Below are 14,784 nucleotides of genomic sequence, written 5' to 3' on the forward strand. Positions count from 1 at the left end.
AAGACCAGGGAGGCTGCGGACGATGTGCCGATGGCTCGCCTACTCGGGAACGCCCGTGCTGCTGGAGACGCTCCTCTACCAGCCCGAGCACTCGCTCATCGACCAGAGTCTGCACGCCCGCATGGGTGTCGAGACGACGAACGGGGACGGGTTCGGCGTCGGCTGGTTCGGGCCGGAGATGACCACGCCCGCGATCGTCCGGGAGATCGGGCCGGCGTGGAGCAACCGCAATCTGCGCGAGATCGCGAGCCATGTCCGCTCGCCCCTGTTCTTCGCGCACATCCGGGCCTCTACGGGCAGCGCGGTGCAGCAGACCAACTGCCATCCCTTCCGCCACGGCCGCTGGATGTGGATGCACAACGGTGCCATCGCCGAGTTCCACCGGCTGCGCCGGGACCTCGCCCTGGCCGTCGATCCGCGGCTCTTCCTGAACATCGAGGGCTCGACGGACTCGGAGATGATGTTCTACCTGGCACTCACCCTCGGCCTGGAGGACGACCCCCCGACGGCCGTGGCGCGGATGGCGGGGCTGGTGGAGGAGATCGGTCACGAGCACGACGTGGAGTTCCCGCTGCAGATGACGGTCGCCGTGACCGACGGACTGCGGTTGTGGGCCTTCCGCTACTCCAGCCAGGCCCAGACCCGGTCGCTCTACTACAGCAGCCGGGTGGAGAGCCTGCGGGCGCTGCATCCCGGGCTGCCGTTCCTCCAGGAGGCGTCCGACGACGCCCGGCTGATCGTGTCGGAGCCCCTGGGTGACCTGCCGGGCGTCTGGAACAAGGTGCCGGAGGGCAGTTACGGGGTCGTGCAGCCCGAGGGGGACGCCCTGCGGCCCTTCACTCCGGTGCCGGCGTGACCACCGCCCCGTTGACAGCGGCGGGTGAAGATCACACAATCGATGCCATGACCACATACCGGTTCGGCACCACGGCGGAGTGTCTTCGCGTGCCCGAGCGCACCGGATGTGAGCGTTCCGGCCGATAACCGGCCGTCCCCGGGCTGAGACCCGCTCTCCGGCGAACAGCACGGAGCACCTTCTTTTCCTCCTGGCCATCACGCCTCGACGTGGTGCCGCCATGGCCCGTACCCGTATCACCACACGTACCCGTACCATCCCGAATGGGGAGGATTCCCATGACCGTCATGTCTGCCGGACCCGCCGTCGAACTGCGCGAGGCGCGTATCCCGGCCGATGGCCTGTACGAGGGGCGGCGCGTGCTCCGCCGGCTACCCGAGGGGTGGGAGGAGCGGCCCTACGAACGCTTCGAGGTCGTTCCGCAGGCCCGCACGATCGGCGCCGAGATCAGGGGCGTCGACCTGTCGCGTCCCCTTGCTCCCGCGCTGCGTGAGGAGTTGAACCGCGCCCTGCTGGAGTGGAAGGTGCTGTTCTTCCGCGCCCAGCACCTCACCTCCGGGCAGCAGCGCGCGTTCGCGGGCAACTGGGGCGAGCTGGAGACCAATCCCCTGCTCGCCGCCGGTTCCAGCGAGGACGTCGTGCGGTTCGACAAGCGCGACGGCGCCGTCCCGACGTACGAGAACGTCTGGCACACCGACGTCACCTTCCGCGAGCGGCCCGCGCTCGGCGCGGTGCTGCAGTTGCGCGAGGTGCCGCCGTTCGGCGGGGACACGATGTGGGCGGACATGGCCGCCGCCTACGACAACCTTCCCCAGGAAGTGAAGGACCGCGTCGACGGCGCCCGCGCCGTGCACGACTTCATCCCCGGCTTCGCCAGGTTCTACGGCCCCGAGCGGCTTGTCCCGCACCAGGGCCTCTTCCCGCCGGTGGAGCACCCCGTCGTGCGCACCCACCCGGAGACCGGGCGGCGCATGCTGTTCGTCAACACGTCCTTCACCACCCACATCACCGGCATGGACCGGGACGAGAGCGACCGGCTGCTGCGCTTCCTGTTCCAGCAGGCGCACGTGCCCGAGTACCAGGTCCGCTTCCGCTGGCAGCCCGGCGACGTCGCCTTCTGGGACAACCGGGCCACGCAGCACTACGCCGTGAGTGACTACGGCTCGGAGCGCCGGGTCGCGGAGCGCGTCGCCGTCGAGGGCGACCGTCCCTTCTGACCCGCCGCGCGACCCGGCCCTACTCGGGGCCCTGCTCCTCGATGGCGGCCGGGCGCGACTGCGCGGCGCGGATGCGCTCGACGTCGAGCTTGAGGCCGCGGTCGAATCGGTAGACGCCGTTCTGCTCCTGGAAGACGTCAGTCAGCTGCGTGTAGCAGTAGCCGAACATGTCGCGGTCCGACAGGAGCACTTCGGTGAGTCCGGCGAACCGCTCGTGGAACTCCTCCTCGTTGCGGACGCGTTCGCCGTAGCCCCAGGAGACGGTGCGGTCCTCGCCGGACCGGTCGGCGGCCGCCTCCGGGTCCCACCAGATGCCGCCGAACTCGCTGACGAAGTAGGGCTGTCCGCGGTAGGGCTGGGAGTAGGGGGCGCCGTTGTCGTAGGCGTTGACGAAGGGGGCGTCCTTGGCGAGGCCGGACATGAGCTCCCGGAAGGCGGCCGGGTCCTGCTCGTAGTTGTGGGCGTCGTAGATGTCGGTCTCGGGGACGCGGTGGGCGTAGCCGGAGGCGTCGATGACCGGGCGGGTGGTGTCCATGGCCTTGGTGGCGAGGAACATCGCGCGGGTCACGTCGTCCAGGGTCGTGACGCGGTCGTGGAGCTTCTGGTAGGTCTCGTTGAGCGGGCACCAGCCGATGATCGACGGGTGCGAGTAGTCGCGTTCGAGGGCTTCCAGCCACTGGGCGACGTAGGAGGCGTCGGGTCGCTGGTTGTCGCCGGAGGAGCCGCCGATTTCGCAGCCCCAGTCGCCGAACTCGCCCCAGACCAGGTAGCCGAGGCGGTCGGCGTGGTACAGGAAGCGCTCCTCGAAGACCTTCTGGTGCAGCCGGGCGCCGTTGAAGCCGGCCGCCATGGCCAGCTCGATGTCCCGCACCAGTGCCTCGTCGGTCGGGGCGGTCATCAGCCCGTCCGGGTACCAGCCCTGGTCGAGGACGAGGCGCTGGAAGACCGGGCGGCCGTTGAGGAGGACGGCCTTGCCGCGCAGGCCGACGGCGCGCAGACCGGCGTAGCTCTCCGCGCCGTCGACGACCTGTCCGGCGGCGTCGAGCAGTTCCAGGCGCAGGTCGTACAGGTGCGGGTCCTCGGGGCACCACTCGCGGCGCCGGCCGTCGGGCACCGGCAGGTGCAAGCGCGGGGCGAGGTCCAGGTCGGCGCGTGCCTCGGCGCGGCTCACCTCGCCGTCGGCGTCGCTGAGGACGGCGCGCACCCGGTGGCCGGGACGGTTGCCGGACAGGGGCAGCTCCACGTGGAAGGCGGAGCCGGCCAGGTCGGGGGTGATGCGGGGGCGGCGCAGGTGCAGGTCGGGGACGGGCTCGAGCCAGACGGTCTGCCAGATGCCGGTCACCCGGGTGTAGTTGCAGTCGTGGTTGGCGTACTTCACGGCCTGCTTGCCGCGGGCCTGCGGGCCGGACTTGGGGTCGCGGGCACGGACGGTGACGACGACCTCCTCCCCCGCCCCGGCCACGTCACCGAGGTCGGCGGTGAAGGGGGTGAAGCCGCCGCGGTGCCGGGCGACCTCCCTGCCGTCGGCCCACACGGTGGTGTCGTGGTCGACGGCGCCGAAGTGCAGCAGTACGCGGCGCCCGGCCCAGGCGGCCGGCAGGGTGAGGGCGCGCCGATACCAGACGGCCTCCAGGAAGTCGGTGTCGCCGATGCCGGACAGCTCGGACTCGGGCGGGAAGGGCACGAGGATCTCGCCGGTCAGTTCGCGCTCCAGGAGGCCGCGTTCGAGTCCGCTGTCGCCTCGGTCGGTCTCGAACTGCCAGTCGCCGTTCAGGTTGAGCCAGTCGCGGCGCACGAACTGCGGTCGCGGGTACTCCGGGCGCGGGGCGGAGTGAGTGGGCACACATGCTCCAGTCGATCGGTGGGCCGGCGCGGAAGGCACCGGACCCGTGGGTACAGCCGGGGTGAGGGTCAGGAGCCGCCGAGGCCGGTGGTGGCCACGGAGTTGACGATGCGGCGCTGGAAGAGGAGGAAGACCACGATCAGCGGCAGCGCGGCGAGCAGGGCGGAGGCCATGGACTGCGCGTACTGGATGCCGTAGGCGTCCTTGACGGTGGCCAGGCCCACCGGGAGGGTCATCAGGTCGGGATCGTTGGTGACGATGAAGGGCCACATGAAGTTGTTCCACGCGCCGATGAAGACGAAGATCGCCACCGCCGCCACGATCGGCCGCGACAGGGGCAGCACGATCGACCGGAAGACCCGGAACTCGGAGGCGCCGTCGATCCGGGCCGCCTCCTCCAGTTCCTTGGGGATCGCGTCGAAGAACCGCTTGAGGATGAAGACCATCATCGGCGCGACGACCTGGGGCAGGATGACCGCCGCGTAGGTGTCGACCATGTTGAACAGGGTCATCTGGTCGAACAGCGGCACGACGAGCAGCTGCGGCGGGACCATGATGGCGGCGACGGTGACGCCGAGCAGCGCCCGGCGGCCGCGGAAGGTGCCGCGCGAGAAGCCGTACGCGGCGAGGGTGGAGACCGCGACGGTGATCAGGGTGACCAGGGCGGAGATCAGGAAGCTGTTGAAGGCCCAGACGGTGACGTTCCCGCGTTCCAGTATCTGCTGGTAGGCGTCGAGGGTGAAGGCGCCCTTGAACGGGGAGAGCCCGGTGGTGTTGATGTCCTCCTCGCTCTGCACCGAGGTGATGACCGCCCACACGAACGGCAGCAGCCAGACGACGGCGAGGACGACGAGTGCCGTGCCGGCCAGGACGCGGGGCAGCCGGCCGTGGCCGAGGAGCAGGGGCGAGCCGGCCGCTTCGCGGAGTGGAAGGCGCCGGGCGCGGAGGGAGGTGGCGGTGGCGGACACGGTCAGTCCTCCCGGCGGAAGAGGCGGAGCTGCACGAGCGAGACGACGACGATCAGGGCGAAGAAGAGGTACGAGATGGCGGAGGCGTAGCCGAGGCGGTAGCCGGTGAAGCCGACGTCGTAGACGTACTCGAGGACGGGGCGGGTGGAACCGTTGGGGCCGCCCTTGGTGAGGATGTAGATCTGGTCGAAGACCTTGAGGGAGGCCAGGATCTGGAGCATGGCCACCAGGCCGGTGGTCCTGCGCAGTTGCGGCAGGGTGACGGACCACAGGCGGCGCCAGGCGCCGGCCCCGTCGAGGGCGGCGGCCTCGTCGTAGGTGGTGGGCAGGGACTGGAGCGCCGCGAGGTACAGGAGGAAGTTGAAGCCGACCGTCCACCAGACGGTGAGGGCGGCGACGGACCACATGGCGACGGACTCGTCGGACAGCCAGCCGACCGGTTCCATGCCGAGTGTGGTCAGGAGCTGGTTGGCCATGCCCAGTTCCGGCTGGTAGAGCCAGGTCCAGATCATGGTCACCACGGTCACGGGCAACAGGTAGGGGGCGAAGAACGACAGGCGCCACGCCCACTGCCCGGCGAGTCCGCTGTGCACCAGCAGGGCCATCGCGAGCGCGACCAGCACCAGCGGGACGCTGGAGACGACGGTGAAGAAGACGGTGTTGCCGAGGCTGCTCCAGACGTCCGGATCGCCGAAGGCCTCCGTGTAGTTGTCGAAGCCGACGAAGTTCGTGTCGCGCAGGGCGAGCGAGCTGTCGGTGAGGCTCATCCAGAGCCCCTGGACGATCGGCCACACCATGAAGAGGCCGAACACCAGCAGGAACGGCAGGACGAACACGAGCCCGTTGCCGGAGCGCAGGCGGCGCGGGGCGGTGCCGCGTCCGCCCGCGGGAGCGGCGGCCGGGCCGGTCGGCTCCTCGGTGCCGAGGGGTGCGGTGGTGGTCACGTCGGTCACACTCCTTTTCCTGGTCAGGCCACCGGGTCGGGCTGCCGCAGCAGCGTGTCCGCCTCGCGGACCATCTGCCGCACCGCCTTCTCGGCACTCGTGTTGCCCAGCAGCGCCGACTGGAGCGGCTGGCACATGCGGTTCTGGAAGTTCGAACCGGCGCCGGCGAACCAGTTGGGCGGATCGAGCACGGCCACCTTCGCGGCGTCCGCGTAGGAGGACTGCGGGTCGAGCGCCGCGTACTCCGGCTCCGCGAGGACGGGCTGGTACGCGGGAATGTGTCCGGCGCTCGCCCAGGTGAGGCTCTGCTTGAGTATCTCGGCCACGTAGCGGTGGGCCTCACGGCGCCGGTCCGGGTCGGGGTCGTCCTGGTGCGGGAGGACGAAGCTGTGGCTGTCGGTGTAGACGGCCGGCTCGTCGAAGACCTGCGGGAAGGGCGCGGCTCCCAGGTCGATGCCGGACTTCTTCAGGGTCGGCAGCTCCCACTCGCCGAGCATCGCCATGCCGCCGCGGCCGCTGGTGAAGGCGGCCAGCGCGCCGTTGTAGTCCAGGTTGTTGGGGTTGGACTTCCCGTCGAAGAGCCGCGTCATGAGGGTCACCACGCGTACGGCGGCGTCCACGTCGATCTCCGGGGGGCCGCCGTCCGGCAGGCCGAACTCGGCGCCGGTCTGCGCGTAGAGCCCGGCGAACAGGCGCCAGTTCTGTGCCGTGTCGGTGACGTGGCCGAACAGGATGCCCGCCTCCCCGGTCGCCTCGGCGAGGGCCTTGCCCGCCTCCAGCAGGGCCTCGGGGGAACCCATGGGGGCCAGCTCGCCGTCGGTGGTCAGGAGCCCGGCCTGCTCCGCGGCCTTCTTGTCGTAGAACACGATGAAGGGGTGGACGTCCAGCGGGATCGCGTAGACGGTCCCCTCGTGCCGGGTGCGCGACCACACGGCCGGCGTGAAGTCATCGGCCGTGACGCCGAACTCGGCGAGCAGGTCCAGGTCGAAGGGGTCCACCAGGCCGCCGGGCGCGTAGCCCGCGAGCCGGGACAGGTGCATCGCGGCCACGTCGGAGGCCCGCCCGCCGGCGGCGGACATGGCGAGCTTGGTGTAGTACGACGGTCCCCAGTCGAGGATCGTGCGGTCGACCTCGAAGCCCTCGGCGCCCTGGGCGCCCTGGGCGCCCTTGGACACGGCCTCGATCATCTCGTCCATCAGCATGCCGTCGCCGCCCTGGAACAGGTCCCAGACGCTCAGCGAGGAGGCTCCGGAGGCGGAGGCCGGTGAGGCGCAGCCGGACAGCGGGCCGGCGGCGAGCAGGCCTCCCGCCGCGGCCACGGTGTGACGCAGCAGCCGACGGCGGCCGATGCGGCGTACGGGATCGGACACGGCCGCCCCCTGGGCAGGCAAACGGGAACTCATCACGGACCTTTCGACGGCCGGACGCTCATGCGGTGGCTAGTTTTTACATCGATGTACATTGGCTGTAAAGAGGCGGCGCCCGGGTTGGGGGTGATCGACTGCCGGGACATAGACTCGGGCAGCGCGAGGAGGCAGGGAGGTCTCGGTGGCACGGCCCAGGATCAAGGACGTCGCACGTCACGCGGGCGTGTCGGAGAAGACGGTGTCCAATGTCATCAACGACTACGCCCATGTCTCCGACCGGACCCGGCGCGTGGTACGGGAGGCCATAGAACAGCTCGGCTACCGGGTGAACCTGGCCGGCCGTCACCTGCGCAGGGGCCGTACCGGCATCATCGCCCTGGTCGTGCCCGAGCTGGACATCCCGTACTTCGCGGAGCTGGCCCGGCACGTCGTCCGGGAGGCCGAGCAGTGCTCCCTGACCGTCCTGATCCACCAGTCCGGCGCGGACCGCGCCCACGAGCTGGCGGCGCTGGCCGGTTTCGGCTCCACGTTCGTGGACGGGATCATCCTGAGCCCGCTCGCCCTGACCGCCGACGATCTGCGGGGCCGCGCGGGCGCCCCGCCCACCGTGCTCCTCGGTGAGCTGCTGGAGGAGGGCGCCGACCACGTGGCGATCGACAACGAGCGGGCCGCGCGCGAGGCCACGAGCCACCTGATCGGACTGGGCCGCCGCACCGTCCTCGCGGTGGGCGGGCGCGACGACCCGGGCCTCGGCACGGCCCAGGCCCGCACCCGCGGCTACCGTTCGGCCCTGGCCGAGGCGGGCATCGCCTACGACCCGGCCGCCCTGCTGCCGGTCGACTCGTTCCGGATGCCCGACGGAGCAGAGGCGGTAGCGCGGGCGCTCGGCGCGGGCCTGCGGCCGGACGCGCTGCTCTGCCTCAACGACCAGCTGGCGCTCGGGGCGTTGCGCGCCCTGCACGAGCACGGGATCAGGGTGCCCGAGGACGTCGCGGTCATCGGCTTCGACGACGTGGAGGGCGGGCGGTACTCCGTGCCGACGCTGAGCACGGTGGCGCCCGACAAGGCGGCCGTGGCCAAGGTCGCGGTGCAGCTGCTCCAGCACCGCATCGAGGAGGCGACCGGGCCGGAGGGTGTGAGCGAGAACGCGGAGGCCGGTGTGCTGTCGCCCCAGGACCGCATCGTGGCCCACCGGCTCGTCCTGCGGGAGAGCACGGAGGGCCACGACCGGCACTGACGGCCGTCCTTCGCCGGGCGCGTCAGTTCACGTAGACCTCGGCGCGGTCGACGCTCACGAAGGACGCCCCGGACTGGGAGTTGCGCTCCCCCGTCACGCGGACGCGCAGGGTGTGCTCGCCGTACGGCAGCCTGGGGCTGACGTACTGCACGGCCTCGCCGACGCGGATCGGGCCGTGGAAGTCCACCCGCTGCTCCGGGCCGCCGTCGATGCTGATGCCGGCGTAGCCGTTGCCGGTGTCCTTGACGGAGAGCAGGGCGATACGGGTGCCGGTGAAGGTGAAAGTGGCCGTGGCCCCGGCCCGGTCGCTCCAGTGGTCGTCACTCCAGAAGCACTGCGTGGCGCAGCCCGTGCCCGAGTTCCAGGCGCCGGTGTAGGTGACGCCGCCGGGGCCGCTGGAGCGGCCGTCGTCGTTGATCCAGTAGTTGCCCGATCCGGGGTCGCCGGAGGGCAGGTCCTGGGTGGCGCCCAGGGCGAGCGGACGGCCGAAGTCGGGGCTGCCGTCGGCCCGCCAGGTGAACTTCTGGGCCCGCGTCGTGCGGTTGCTGTAGGTGTTCACCGACGTGGTCTTCGCGTGGTAGACGATCCAGTCCTCGGTGCCGTCCGGTGACTTGAAGAAGGCGTGGTGGCCCGGTCCGAACACGCCCCGGTCGTCGGCCCGGGAGAACACCGGGCCCTGGTGCTGCCGCCAGTTCCCTGGCACCAGCGGGTCGGCGTCCAGCGGCATCGACATCATCCAGACCTGGTAGTCGGGCTTGCCCGTGTCGCAGGTGGAGTACGTCATCCAGACCCGCCCGCCTCGGTAGAGGAACTCCGGCCCTTCGCGCACCTCGGGGCAGCCGCCGGCGGCGTCGATGGCGACCGCGTCGCCGGAGACGGTGTAAGGGTTGGACATCGGGGCGATGTTGATGCCGTTGTGCTGGTACTGGTTGATGCCGCTGTAGGCGAGGTAGAGGCGGCCGCCGAGCTGGAGGATGCCCGCGTCGATGGCGAAGTCGTCCGCGTGGTTGGGCGGGGCGAGCTTCGCCTTGAAGCGGTACGGGCCGGCCGGGTCGTCGCCCTCCGACTCCAGGACGTACAGCCGGTGGTGCTCGTCGACGCCGTCGTCGGCCGTGTAGTACAGGTACCAGCGGTCACCGAAGCGGTAGAACTCCGGCGCCCAGATGTTGCGGTTGCGGGACGGGTCGGAGTCCGTCCACACGGTGACCGGGTCGGCGGTCAGCAGGGTGGCCAGCGACGGGGAGCGCCACATGCGGATGCTGTCGCCCTGGGTGGCGGTGAGGTAGTAGTTCCCCTTCCAGTGCGTCATGAACGGGTCGGGCCCGGTGTTGAGCGGGTTGCGGAACGTGCCGGCCGCGGTGGGGCGGGGGGCGGGTGAGGAGTCGTCCGCGGCGGCCGGGGCGGTGAACGCGGGCAGCAGGCCGACGAGGAGCCCGAGGAGGGCGGCGGCCAGCAGGCCGACGTGCGCGCGGGGGCGGCGGGAGGGGCTGGGAAGCACGAGGGGTCCTTTCCGCAGCTTTACATCGATGTAATGACGGGCCGTCACGGTAGGGACGGCCCGCACCCCTGTCAACAGGACGAAAAATGGTATTCCATTTGCCGCAGACCTCTTGACGGTGCCGTTTGGCGAAAACTACGTTCTGTTCACCGGAACGCCGCTTCCGCTTTGTGGAACCCTCCAACTCCCCACTCCCCCGCTCCCCGAGCCCAGGAGTCCCGTATGACTGCCCTGGAAGACCGCCGCTCGTCCGCCGGGACCGACGGCACCGCCACCAGCTCCGGTCTCTACACCTACGACCTGGCCCCGACGAAGCGGGAAGGGCGCCGCTGGGGCGCCTACAACGTCTTCACGCTCTGGGCCAACGACGTGCACAGCCTGGGCAACTACGCGTTCGCCATCGGACTGTTCGCCCTCGGGCTGAACGTGTGGGGCATTCTCGCCGCCTTCGCGCTCGCCTCGGTCCTGCTCTTCCTGCTGCTGACCCTGTCCGGGTTCATGGGGCACAAGACGGGCGTGCCGTTCCCGGTCATGAGCCGCATCGCGTTCGGCGTCAAGGGCGCGCAGATACCGGCCGCCGTCCGAGGAGCCGTGGCCATCGCCTGGTTTGGTATCCAGACCTACCTCGCGTCGGCCGTGCTGAGCACCCTCCTGGTGGCCATGTTCCCGGACCTGGCCCGCCTGGACACGAACTCCCTGCTCGGCCAGTCGACGCTCGGCTGGATCACCTTCCTGGTCCTGTGGGCCGTGCAGGTCGTCATCGTCAGCTACGGGATGCAGATGATCCGCCGGTACATGGCGTTCGCGGCGCCCACCACGCTGCTCACCATGTGCGCCCTGGCGGTGTGGATGTTCGTCCGCGCGGACGGCTCCATCTCGCTGTCCGTCGACGACCCGCTCACCGGCGGCGCGATGTGGCTCCAGGTGCTCCAGGCCGCCGCGCTGTGGGTGGTGATCTACGGGACGTTCGTGCTGAACTTCTGCGACTTCACCCGGTCCGCGCGCAGCCGCGGCTCCATCGTCCGCGGGAACGTCATCGGCATCCCGGTGAACATGCTCTTCTTCGCCGTCATCGTGGCGGTCCTCAGCGGAGCCCAGTTCAGCCTCGACGGGCGCGTCATCACGAGCCCGACGGACATCGTGCGCAGCGTGCCCAACATGCTCCTGCTCGCCGTCGCCTCACTGGCCCTCATCGCCCTGACCGTGGCGGTGAACCTGCTGGCCAACTTCGTCGCCCCGATCTACGCCCTGGTCAACCTCTTCCCCCGCCGGCTCGACTTCCGCCGCGCGGGACTGGTGAGCGCGGTGCTGGGCCTGGTCATCACCCCCTGGAACCTCTACAACAGCCCGGTCGTCGTCAACTACTTCCTCGGCGGGCTCGGCGCGCTGCTCGGCCCCCTGTTCGGCGTGATCATGGCGGACTACTGGCTGCTGCGGAAGGCCCGCGTGAACGTGCCGGCCCTCTACACCGAGGACGCGGAGGCGGAGTACCACTACCGCCGCGGCTACAACCCGCGGGCCGTCGCCGCCTTCGTGCCGAGCGCCGCGATCGCCGTCGTCGTCGCCCTGGTGCCCTGGTTCCACGCCGCGGCCGGCTTCTCCTGGTTCATCGGGGCGATCCTCGCCGCCGCGCTGTACACGGTCGTCGCCGACCGTTCCTCCCCGATCCGCGACGTGGACGGCGAGTCCATCGCCGTAGCCGCGGAATAGCTCCGGCACCGTCGCGCGCCGTACTCCCTTTCGAGCAGAAGGCCCCTTCATGCGCATCCTCGTGGTCAACGTCAACACCACGCAGTCCATCACCGACGCGATCGGCGAGCAGGCGGCCGGCGCCGCCTCGCCGGGCACCGAGATCGTCCCGTTGACCCCCTCCTTCGGCGCGGAGTCCGTCGAGGGCAACTACGAGAGCTACCTGGCCGCGGTCGCCGTCATGGAGACCGTGCGGGCCCACCCGGAACCCTTCGACGCGGTGATCCAGGCCGGATACGGCGAACACGGCCGGGAGGGACTGCAGGAACTGCTCGACGTCCCCGTCGTCGACATCACGGAGGCCGCGGCGAGCACGGCGCAGTTCCTGGGCCGCCGGTACTCCGTCGTCACCACCCTGGACCGGACGGTCCCGCTGATCGAGGAGCGGCTGGAAGTGGCGGGCCTGGGCGCCCGGTGCGCCTCGGTGCGGGCCAGCGGGCTCGCCGTGCTCGCACTGGAGCGGGACGAGCAGGCCGCCGTGGACGCCATCGCCGAACAGGCCGCCCGCGCGGTCGAGGACGACCGGGCCGAGGTGATCTGCCTGGGCTGCGGCGGCATGGCCGGCCTCGCCGAACGCGTGGTGGAGCGGACCGGTGTCCCCGTGGTGGACGGGGTCGCCGCCGCCGTGACGATCGCCGAGTCGCTGGTCCGGCTGGGCCTGTCCACGTCCAAGGTGCGCACCTACGCCCGTCCGCGCCCCAAGCAGATCGTCAACTGGCCCCCGAAGGCCGGCTGACCACGCCCGCGCCGTCCCCCGCCCCACGGGCCGCGACCGGCCCCGGGGTATCCTGACGGGCCGCCCGACCGACGCACCGCACCGCCCGGTCGGCGTGGCTCGGAACGGGAAGACGGACGAAGGACGGCGATGGCTGCGTCAGGGGGCTTCACGCCCGAGTCCGAGCGGGTCACACGGCGGTTGCGCGACGAGATCATCGACGGCACCCGGCGGCCGGGCAGCCGCCTGGTCGAGCGCGAGCTGGCCGAGGCGCTCGGAGTGAGCCGGCTGCCGGTGCGGGAAGCCCTCAAGACCCTGGTGTCCGAGGGGCTGGTGACGCCGAGGCCGCGGACCTGGGCGGTGGTGCGGGAGTTCACCACCAGCGACATCGCGGACCTGGACGAGGTGCGCTCGGGCCTGGAGACCCTGGGTTTCCGGCTCGCCGCGCAACGGCACACGCGCGAGGGCCTGGAGAGGCTGCGCGCGACGGTGGACGCGGAGCTGGCGGCGGCGCGCGCGGGTGACGCGGTGCGGGCGCGGCGGGCGGCGGCCGACTTCCACGAGACGGTCGTCTCCCTGGCCGCCAACGAGCTGCTCAACGAACTCGAACGCGTACTGCGCAGCCGGCTGCGCTGGCTCCTGGGCCAGCACGACGACCTGCTGGCCGTGGCGCTGGAACACGAGGCCCTGTACCAGGCCATCGCCGAGCGGGACGTCGAACGGGTGCAGGAACTCGTCCTGCACCACCTGGCGGCCAGCCGCAGCGCGGCCCTGGGCCACCACGCCCAGGAGCGGGCCGCGGGCCGGGAAGAGGGCGCGGAGCGGGACGCGTCCTAGCGCGGCACGCGGGGCTCAGGCGAGCACGGTCTCCCAGGTGTCGACCGCGTAGTGGACCGACATGCCGCCTCGGCCGTAGAGCCGCGGGGCGCCCGTGGCGTTGGCGGTGTCGACGCCGAGACCCACCGTGTCCCGGCCCCGCGCCGCGAAGCCGGCGAAGGCGTGCCGCAGCAGGAATCCGCCGAGGCCGCGGCCGCGGGCCTCGCGCAGGACGCCGATGGCGCGGATCCAGCCCATGGCCTCGCGGTCGTCGCGGGCCAGCAGGAACCCGGCGTCGCCGAGGTCGTCGGTCTCGGCGATCCACACGAGGGACCAGTCCAGGCGCTCGGCGTCGAGGTCGCTGAGCCACAGTGCGTACTCACGCGGCTGGAAGTCGAAGTGGTCCGCGAACGCCCGCTGGTACAGCTCGTGCACCCGCAGGCGGTCGGCCTCCGTGGCGCAGGCCCGCACCCGCACTCCGGCCGGCGGCTCGGGCGGGAGGTCCCTTGCCGGGTCCACCGGGCGGCGCAGCACGTGGTAGCGCCGTACGACGCTCCAGCCGCGGTCGGTGAGGAGTCCGGTGTCGGTCGTGGGCCGGGTGTTGAGGTGGAGGTGGACGACGGCCCGCTCGGCTCCGTTGTCCCGCGCCTTGGCCAGGGCACGGGTCTCCATGGCCGCGAGGACCCGCAGTCCGGTCGCCTGGTGGTCGGGCAGCACGTAGTGGTCGATGTCGACGCGCTCGCCGCCCGACTCGTCCCACAGCAGGCCGTAGGCCACGAGCCGGTCGTCGTCGAAGGCCAGCCAGGAGTCGCGCGTCAGGTCGGTCTCCGGGTGTTTCAGGTCGGCCTCGACGGTGTGCTGGTCGGTCTCGGGCCGGCCGATCTCGATCCGGTCGATCTCGTTGAGCAGGCCGGTGACGGCGGGGGCGTCGGCGAGGGTGGCCGGCCGCACGGAAGCAGGGGACATGAGTGCAGGGTTGGGGTTGACGGTGGGTGACCGCAACGGGTTTTCCGGCGGCCACCGCGTCCGAGGGCGGTGCCACCGGTTCCAGCCGGGGGCACGTAGACCGGCGAACCGGGGGCATACGGAAGTCCCGAGCCCCTCTCCGACGCCGACCGACGGGAGTTCCCGTGACGCCGAGCCTGCGCACCGCCCGAGCGTGCCGTGCCGCCTCCGTCCTGCTGCTCGCCGCCGCCGGCTACGCGGCCACCCATCACCCCTGGCTCGCCGTGCCGGGCCTGTACGCCGCCGCCGTGTTCGCGTGGTGCGCCGCCCGTGCGCGGACGGAGCACCGGCTGCGGCTCGCGCGGGTGCAGCGTGCCGAGCGCCTGGCCCGCCCCCGGTCACGGCGGCCCCTCGTCGCGCTCGCGCCGTGCTGCGCGTTCTGGCAGCACTCCTACGGCGCCATGCACGGCCCCGACTGCACCCGGCCGGCAGCCGCCCGCACGCCCTGGCGCGGCGGCTGCTGCGAGCGGTGGTGGACCTCGCTGGGCACGGGCCACGACGCGGACTGCCGCCACCGCACCGGCAGTTCGGAACCGGACCGGGCCCGTACCGGCCCGTGACCTGCTCGC

General features: G+C 71.4%; 13 protein-coding genes. 7 read left to right on the forward strand and 6 right to left on the reverse strand.

Annotated features, from left to right (window positions below; translation table 11 throughout):
- Nucleotides 1-22 precede the first annotated feature (22 nt).
- A complete protein-coding gene (locus AMK11_RS24355) occupies nt 23-856 on the forward strand; it encodes a class II glutamine amidotransferase (protein WP_073730144.1) in 834 nt (277 codons plus the stop codon).
- 278 nt (nt 857-1,134) lie between these two features.
- Nucleotides 1,135-2,073 (forward strand): TauD/TfdA dioxygenase family protein, encoded by a 939-nt coding sequence (locus tag AMK11_RS24360; protein ID WP_079187660.1) that lies wholly within the window; start codon nt 1,135-1,137, stop codon nt 2,071-2,073.
- 19 nt (nt 2,074-2,092) lie between these two features.
- Here the strand turns inward: AMK11_RS24360 and AMK11_RS24365 are convergent, their stop codons facing one another.
- The 4 genes from AMK11_RS24365 to AMK11_RS24380 form a co-directional block, all read right to left on the reverse strand.
- The gene (locus AMK11_RS24365) at nt 2,093-3,916 is read right to left on the reverse strand and encodes a glycoside hydrolase family 2 protein (RefSeq protein WP_073730145.1); all 1,824 of its coding nucleotides are present in this window, start codon (nt 3,914-3,916) and stop codon (nt 2,093-2,095) included.
- Nucleotides 3,917-3,984: 68 nt separating this feature from the next.
- Nucleotides 3,985-4,884, reverse strand: coding sequence for a carbohydrate ABC transporter permease (locus AMK11_RS24370; protein WP_073730146.1), 900 nt, complete (start codon nt 4,882-4,884; stop codon nt 3,985-3,987).
- 2 nt (nt 4,885-4,886) lie between these two features.
- Complete coding sequence (locus tag AMK11_RS24375; RefSeq protein WP_073730340.1) at nt 4,887-5,828, reverse strand: carbohydrate ABC transporter permease; 942 nt, start codon at nt 5,826-5,828, stop codon at nt 4,887-4,889.
- 23 nt (nt 5,829-5,851) lie between these two features.
- Nucleotides 5,852-7,231, reverse strand: coding sequence for an extracellular solute-binding protein (locus AMK11_RS24380; protein WP_073730147.1), 1,380 nt, complete (start codon nt 7,229-7,231; stop codon nt 5,852-5,854).
- A 145-nt stretch (nt 7,232-7,376) separates the two neighbouring features.
- Here AMK11_RS24380 and AMK11_RS24385 point away from each other — a divergent pair, with 145 nt between their 5' ends.
- A complete protein-coding gene (locus AMK11_RS24385; protein ID WP_073730148.1) occupies nt 7,377-8,432 on the forward strand; it encodes a LacI family DNA-binding transcriptional regulator in 1,056 nt (351 codons plus the stop codon).
- Nucleotides 8,433-8,454: 22 nt separating this feature from the next.
- On the opposite strand, the gene AMK11_RS24390 is transcribed toward AMK11_RS24385, so the two are convergent.
- The gene (locus AMK11_RS24390) at nt 8,455-9,930 is read right to left on the reverse strand and encodes a glycoside hydrolase family 43 protein (RefSeq protein ID WP_073730149.1); all 1,476 of its coding nucleotides are present in this window, start codon (nt 9,928-9,930) and stop codon (nt 8,455-8,457) included.
- A gap of 222 nt (nt 9,931-10,152) precedes the next feature.
- Between AMK11_RS24390 and AMK11_RS24395 the strand changes: the two genes are divergently transcribed.
- From AMK11_RS24395 to AMK11_RS24405, 3 genes are all read left to right on the forward strand, one after another.
- A complete protein-coding gene (locus AMK11_RS24395) occupies nt 10,153-11,640 on the forward strand; it encodes an NCS1 family nucleobase:cation symporter-1 (protein ID WP_073730150.1) in 1,488 nt (495 codons plus the stop codon).
- A 49-nt stretch (nt 11,641-11,689) separates the two neighbouring features.
- Nucleotides 11,690-12,415: an aspartate/glutamate racemase family protein gene (locus AMK11_RS24400; RefSeq protein WP_073730151.1), complete on the forward strand. Its 726-nt coding sequence runs from the start codon at nt 11,690-11,692 to the stop codon at nt 12,413-12,415.
- Between the two features lie 129 nt (nt 12,416-12,544).
- Nucleotides 12,545-13,231: a GntR family transcriptional regulator gene (locus tag AMK11_RS24405; protein WP_073730152.1), complete on the forward strand. Its 687-nt coding sequence runs from the start codon at nt 12,545-12,547 to the stop codon at nt 13,229-13,231.
- A gap of 15 nt (nt 13,232-13,246) precedes the next feature.
- Here the strand turns inward: AMK11_RS24405 and AMK11_RS24410 are convergent, their stop codons facing one another.
- Complete coding sequence (locus tag AMK11_RS24410; protein ID WP_073730153.1) at nt 13,247-14,176, reverse strand: GNAT family N-acetyltransferase; 930 nt, start codon at nt 14,174-14,176, stop codon at nt 13,247-13,249.
- Between the two features lie 164 nt (nt 14,177-14,340).
- Between AMK11_RS24410 and AMK11_RS24415 the strand changes: the two genes are divergently transcribed.
- Nucleotides 14,341-14,775 (forward strand): hypothetical protein, encoded by a 435-nt coding sequence (locus AMK11_RS24415; protein ID WP_073730154.1) that lies wholly within the window; start codon nt 14,341-14,343, stop codon nt 14,773-14,775.
- The last annotated feature ends 9 nt before the right edge of the window (nt 14,776-14,784 follow it).

The organism is Streptomyces sp. CB02414 (assembly GCF_001905385.1).
In the GTDB taxonomy this organism is placed as follows: Bacteria; Actinomycetota; Actinomycetes; order Streptomycetales; family Streptomycetaceae; genus Streptomyces.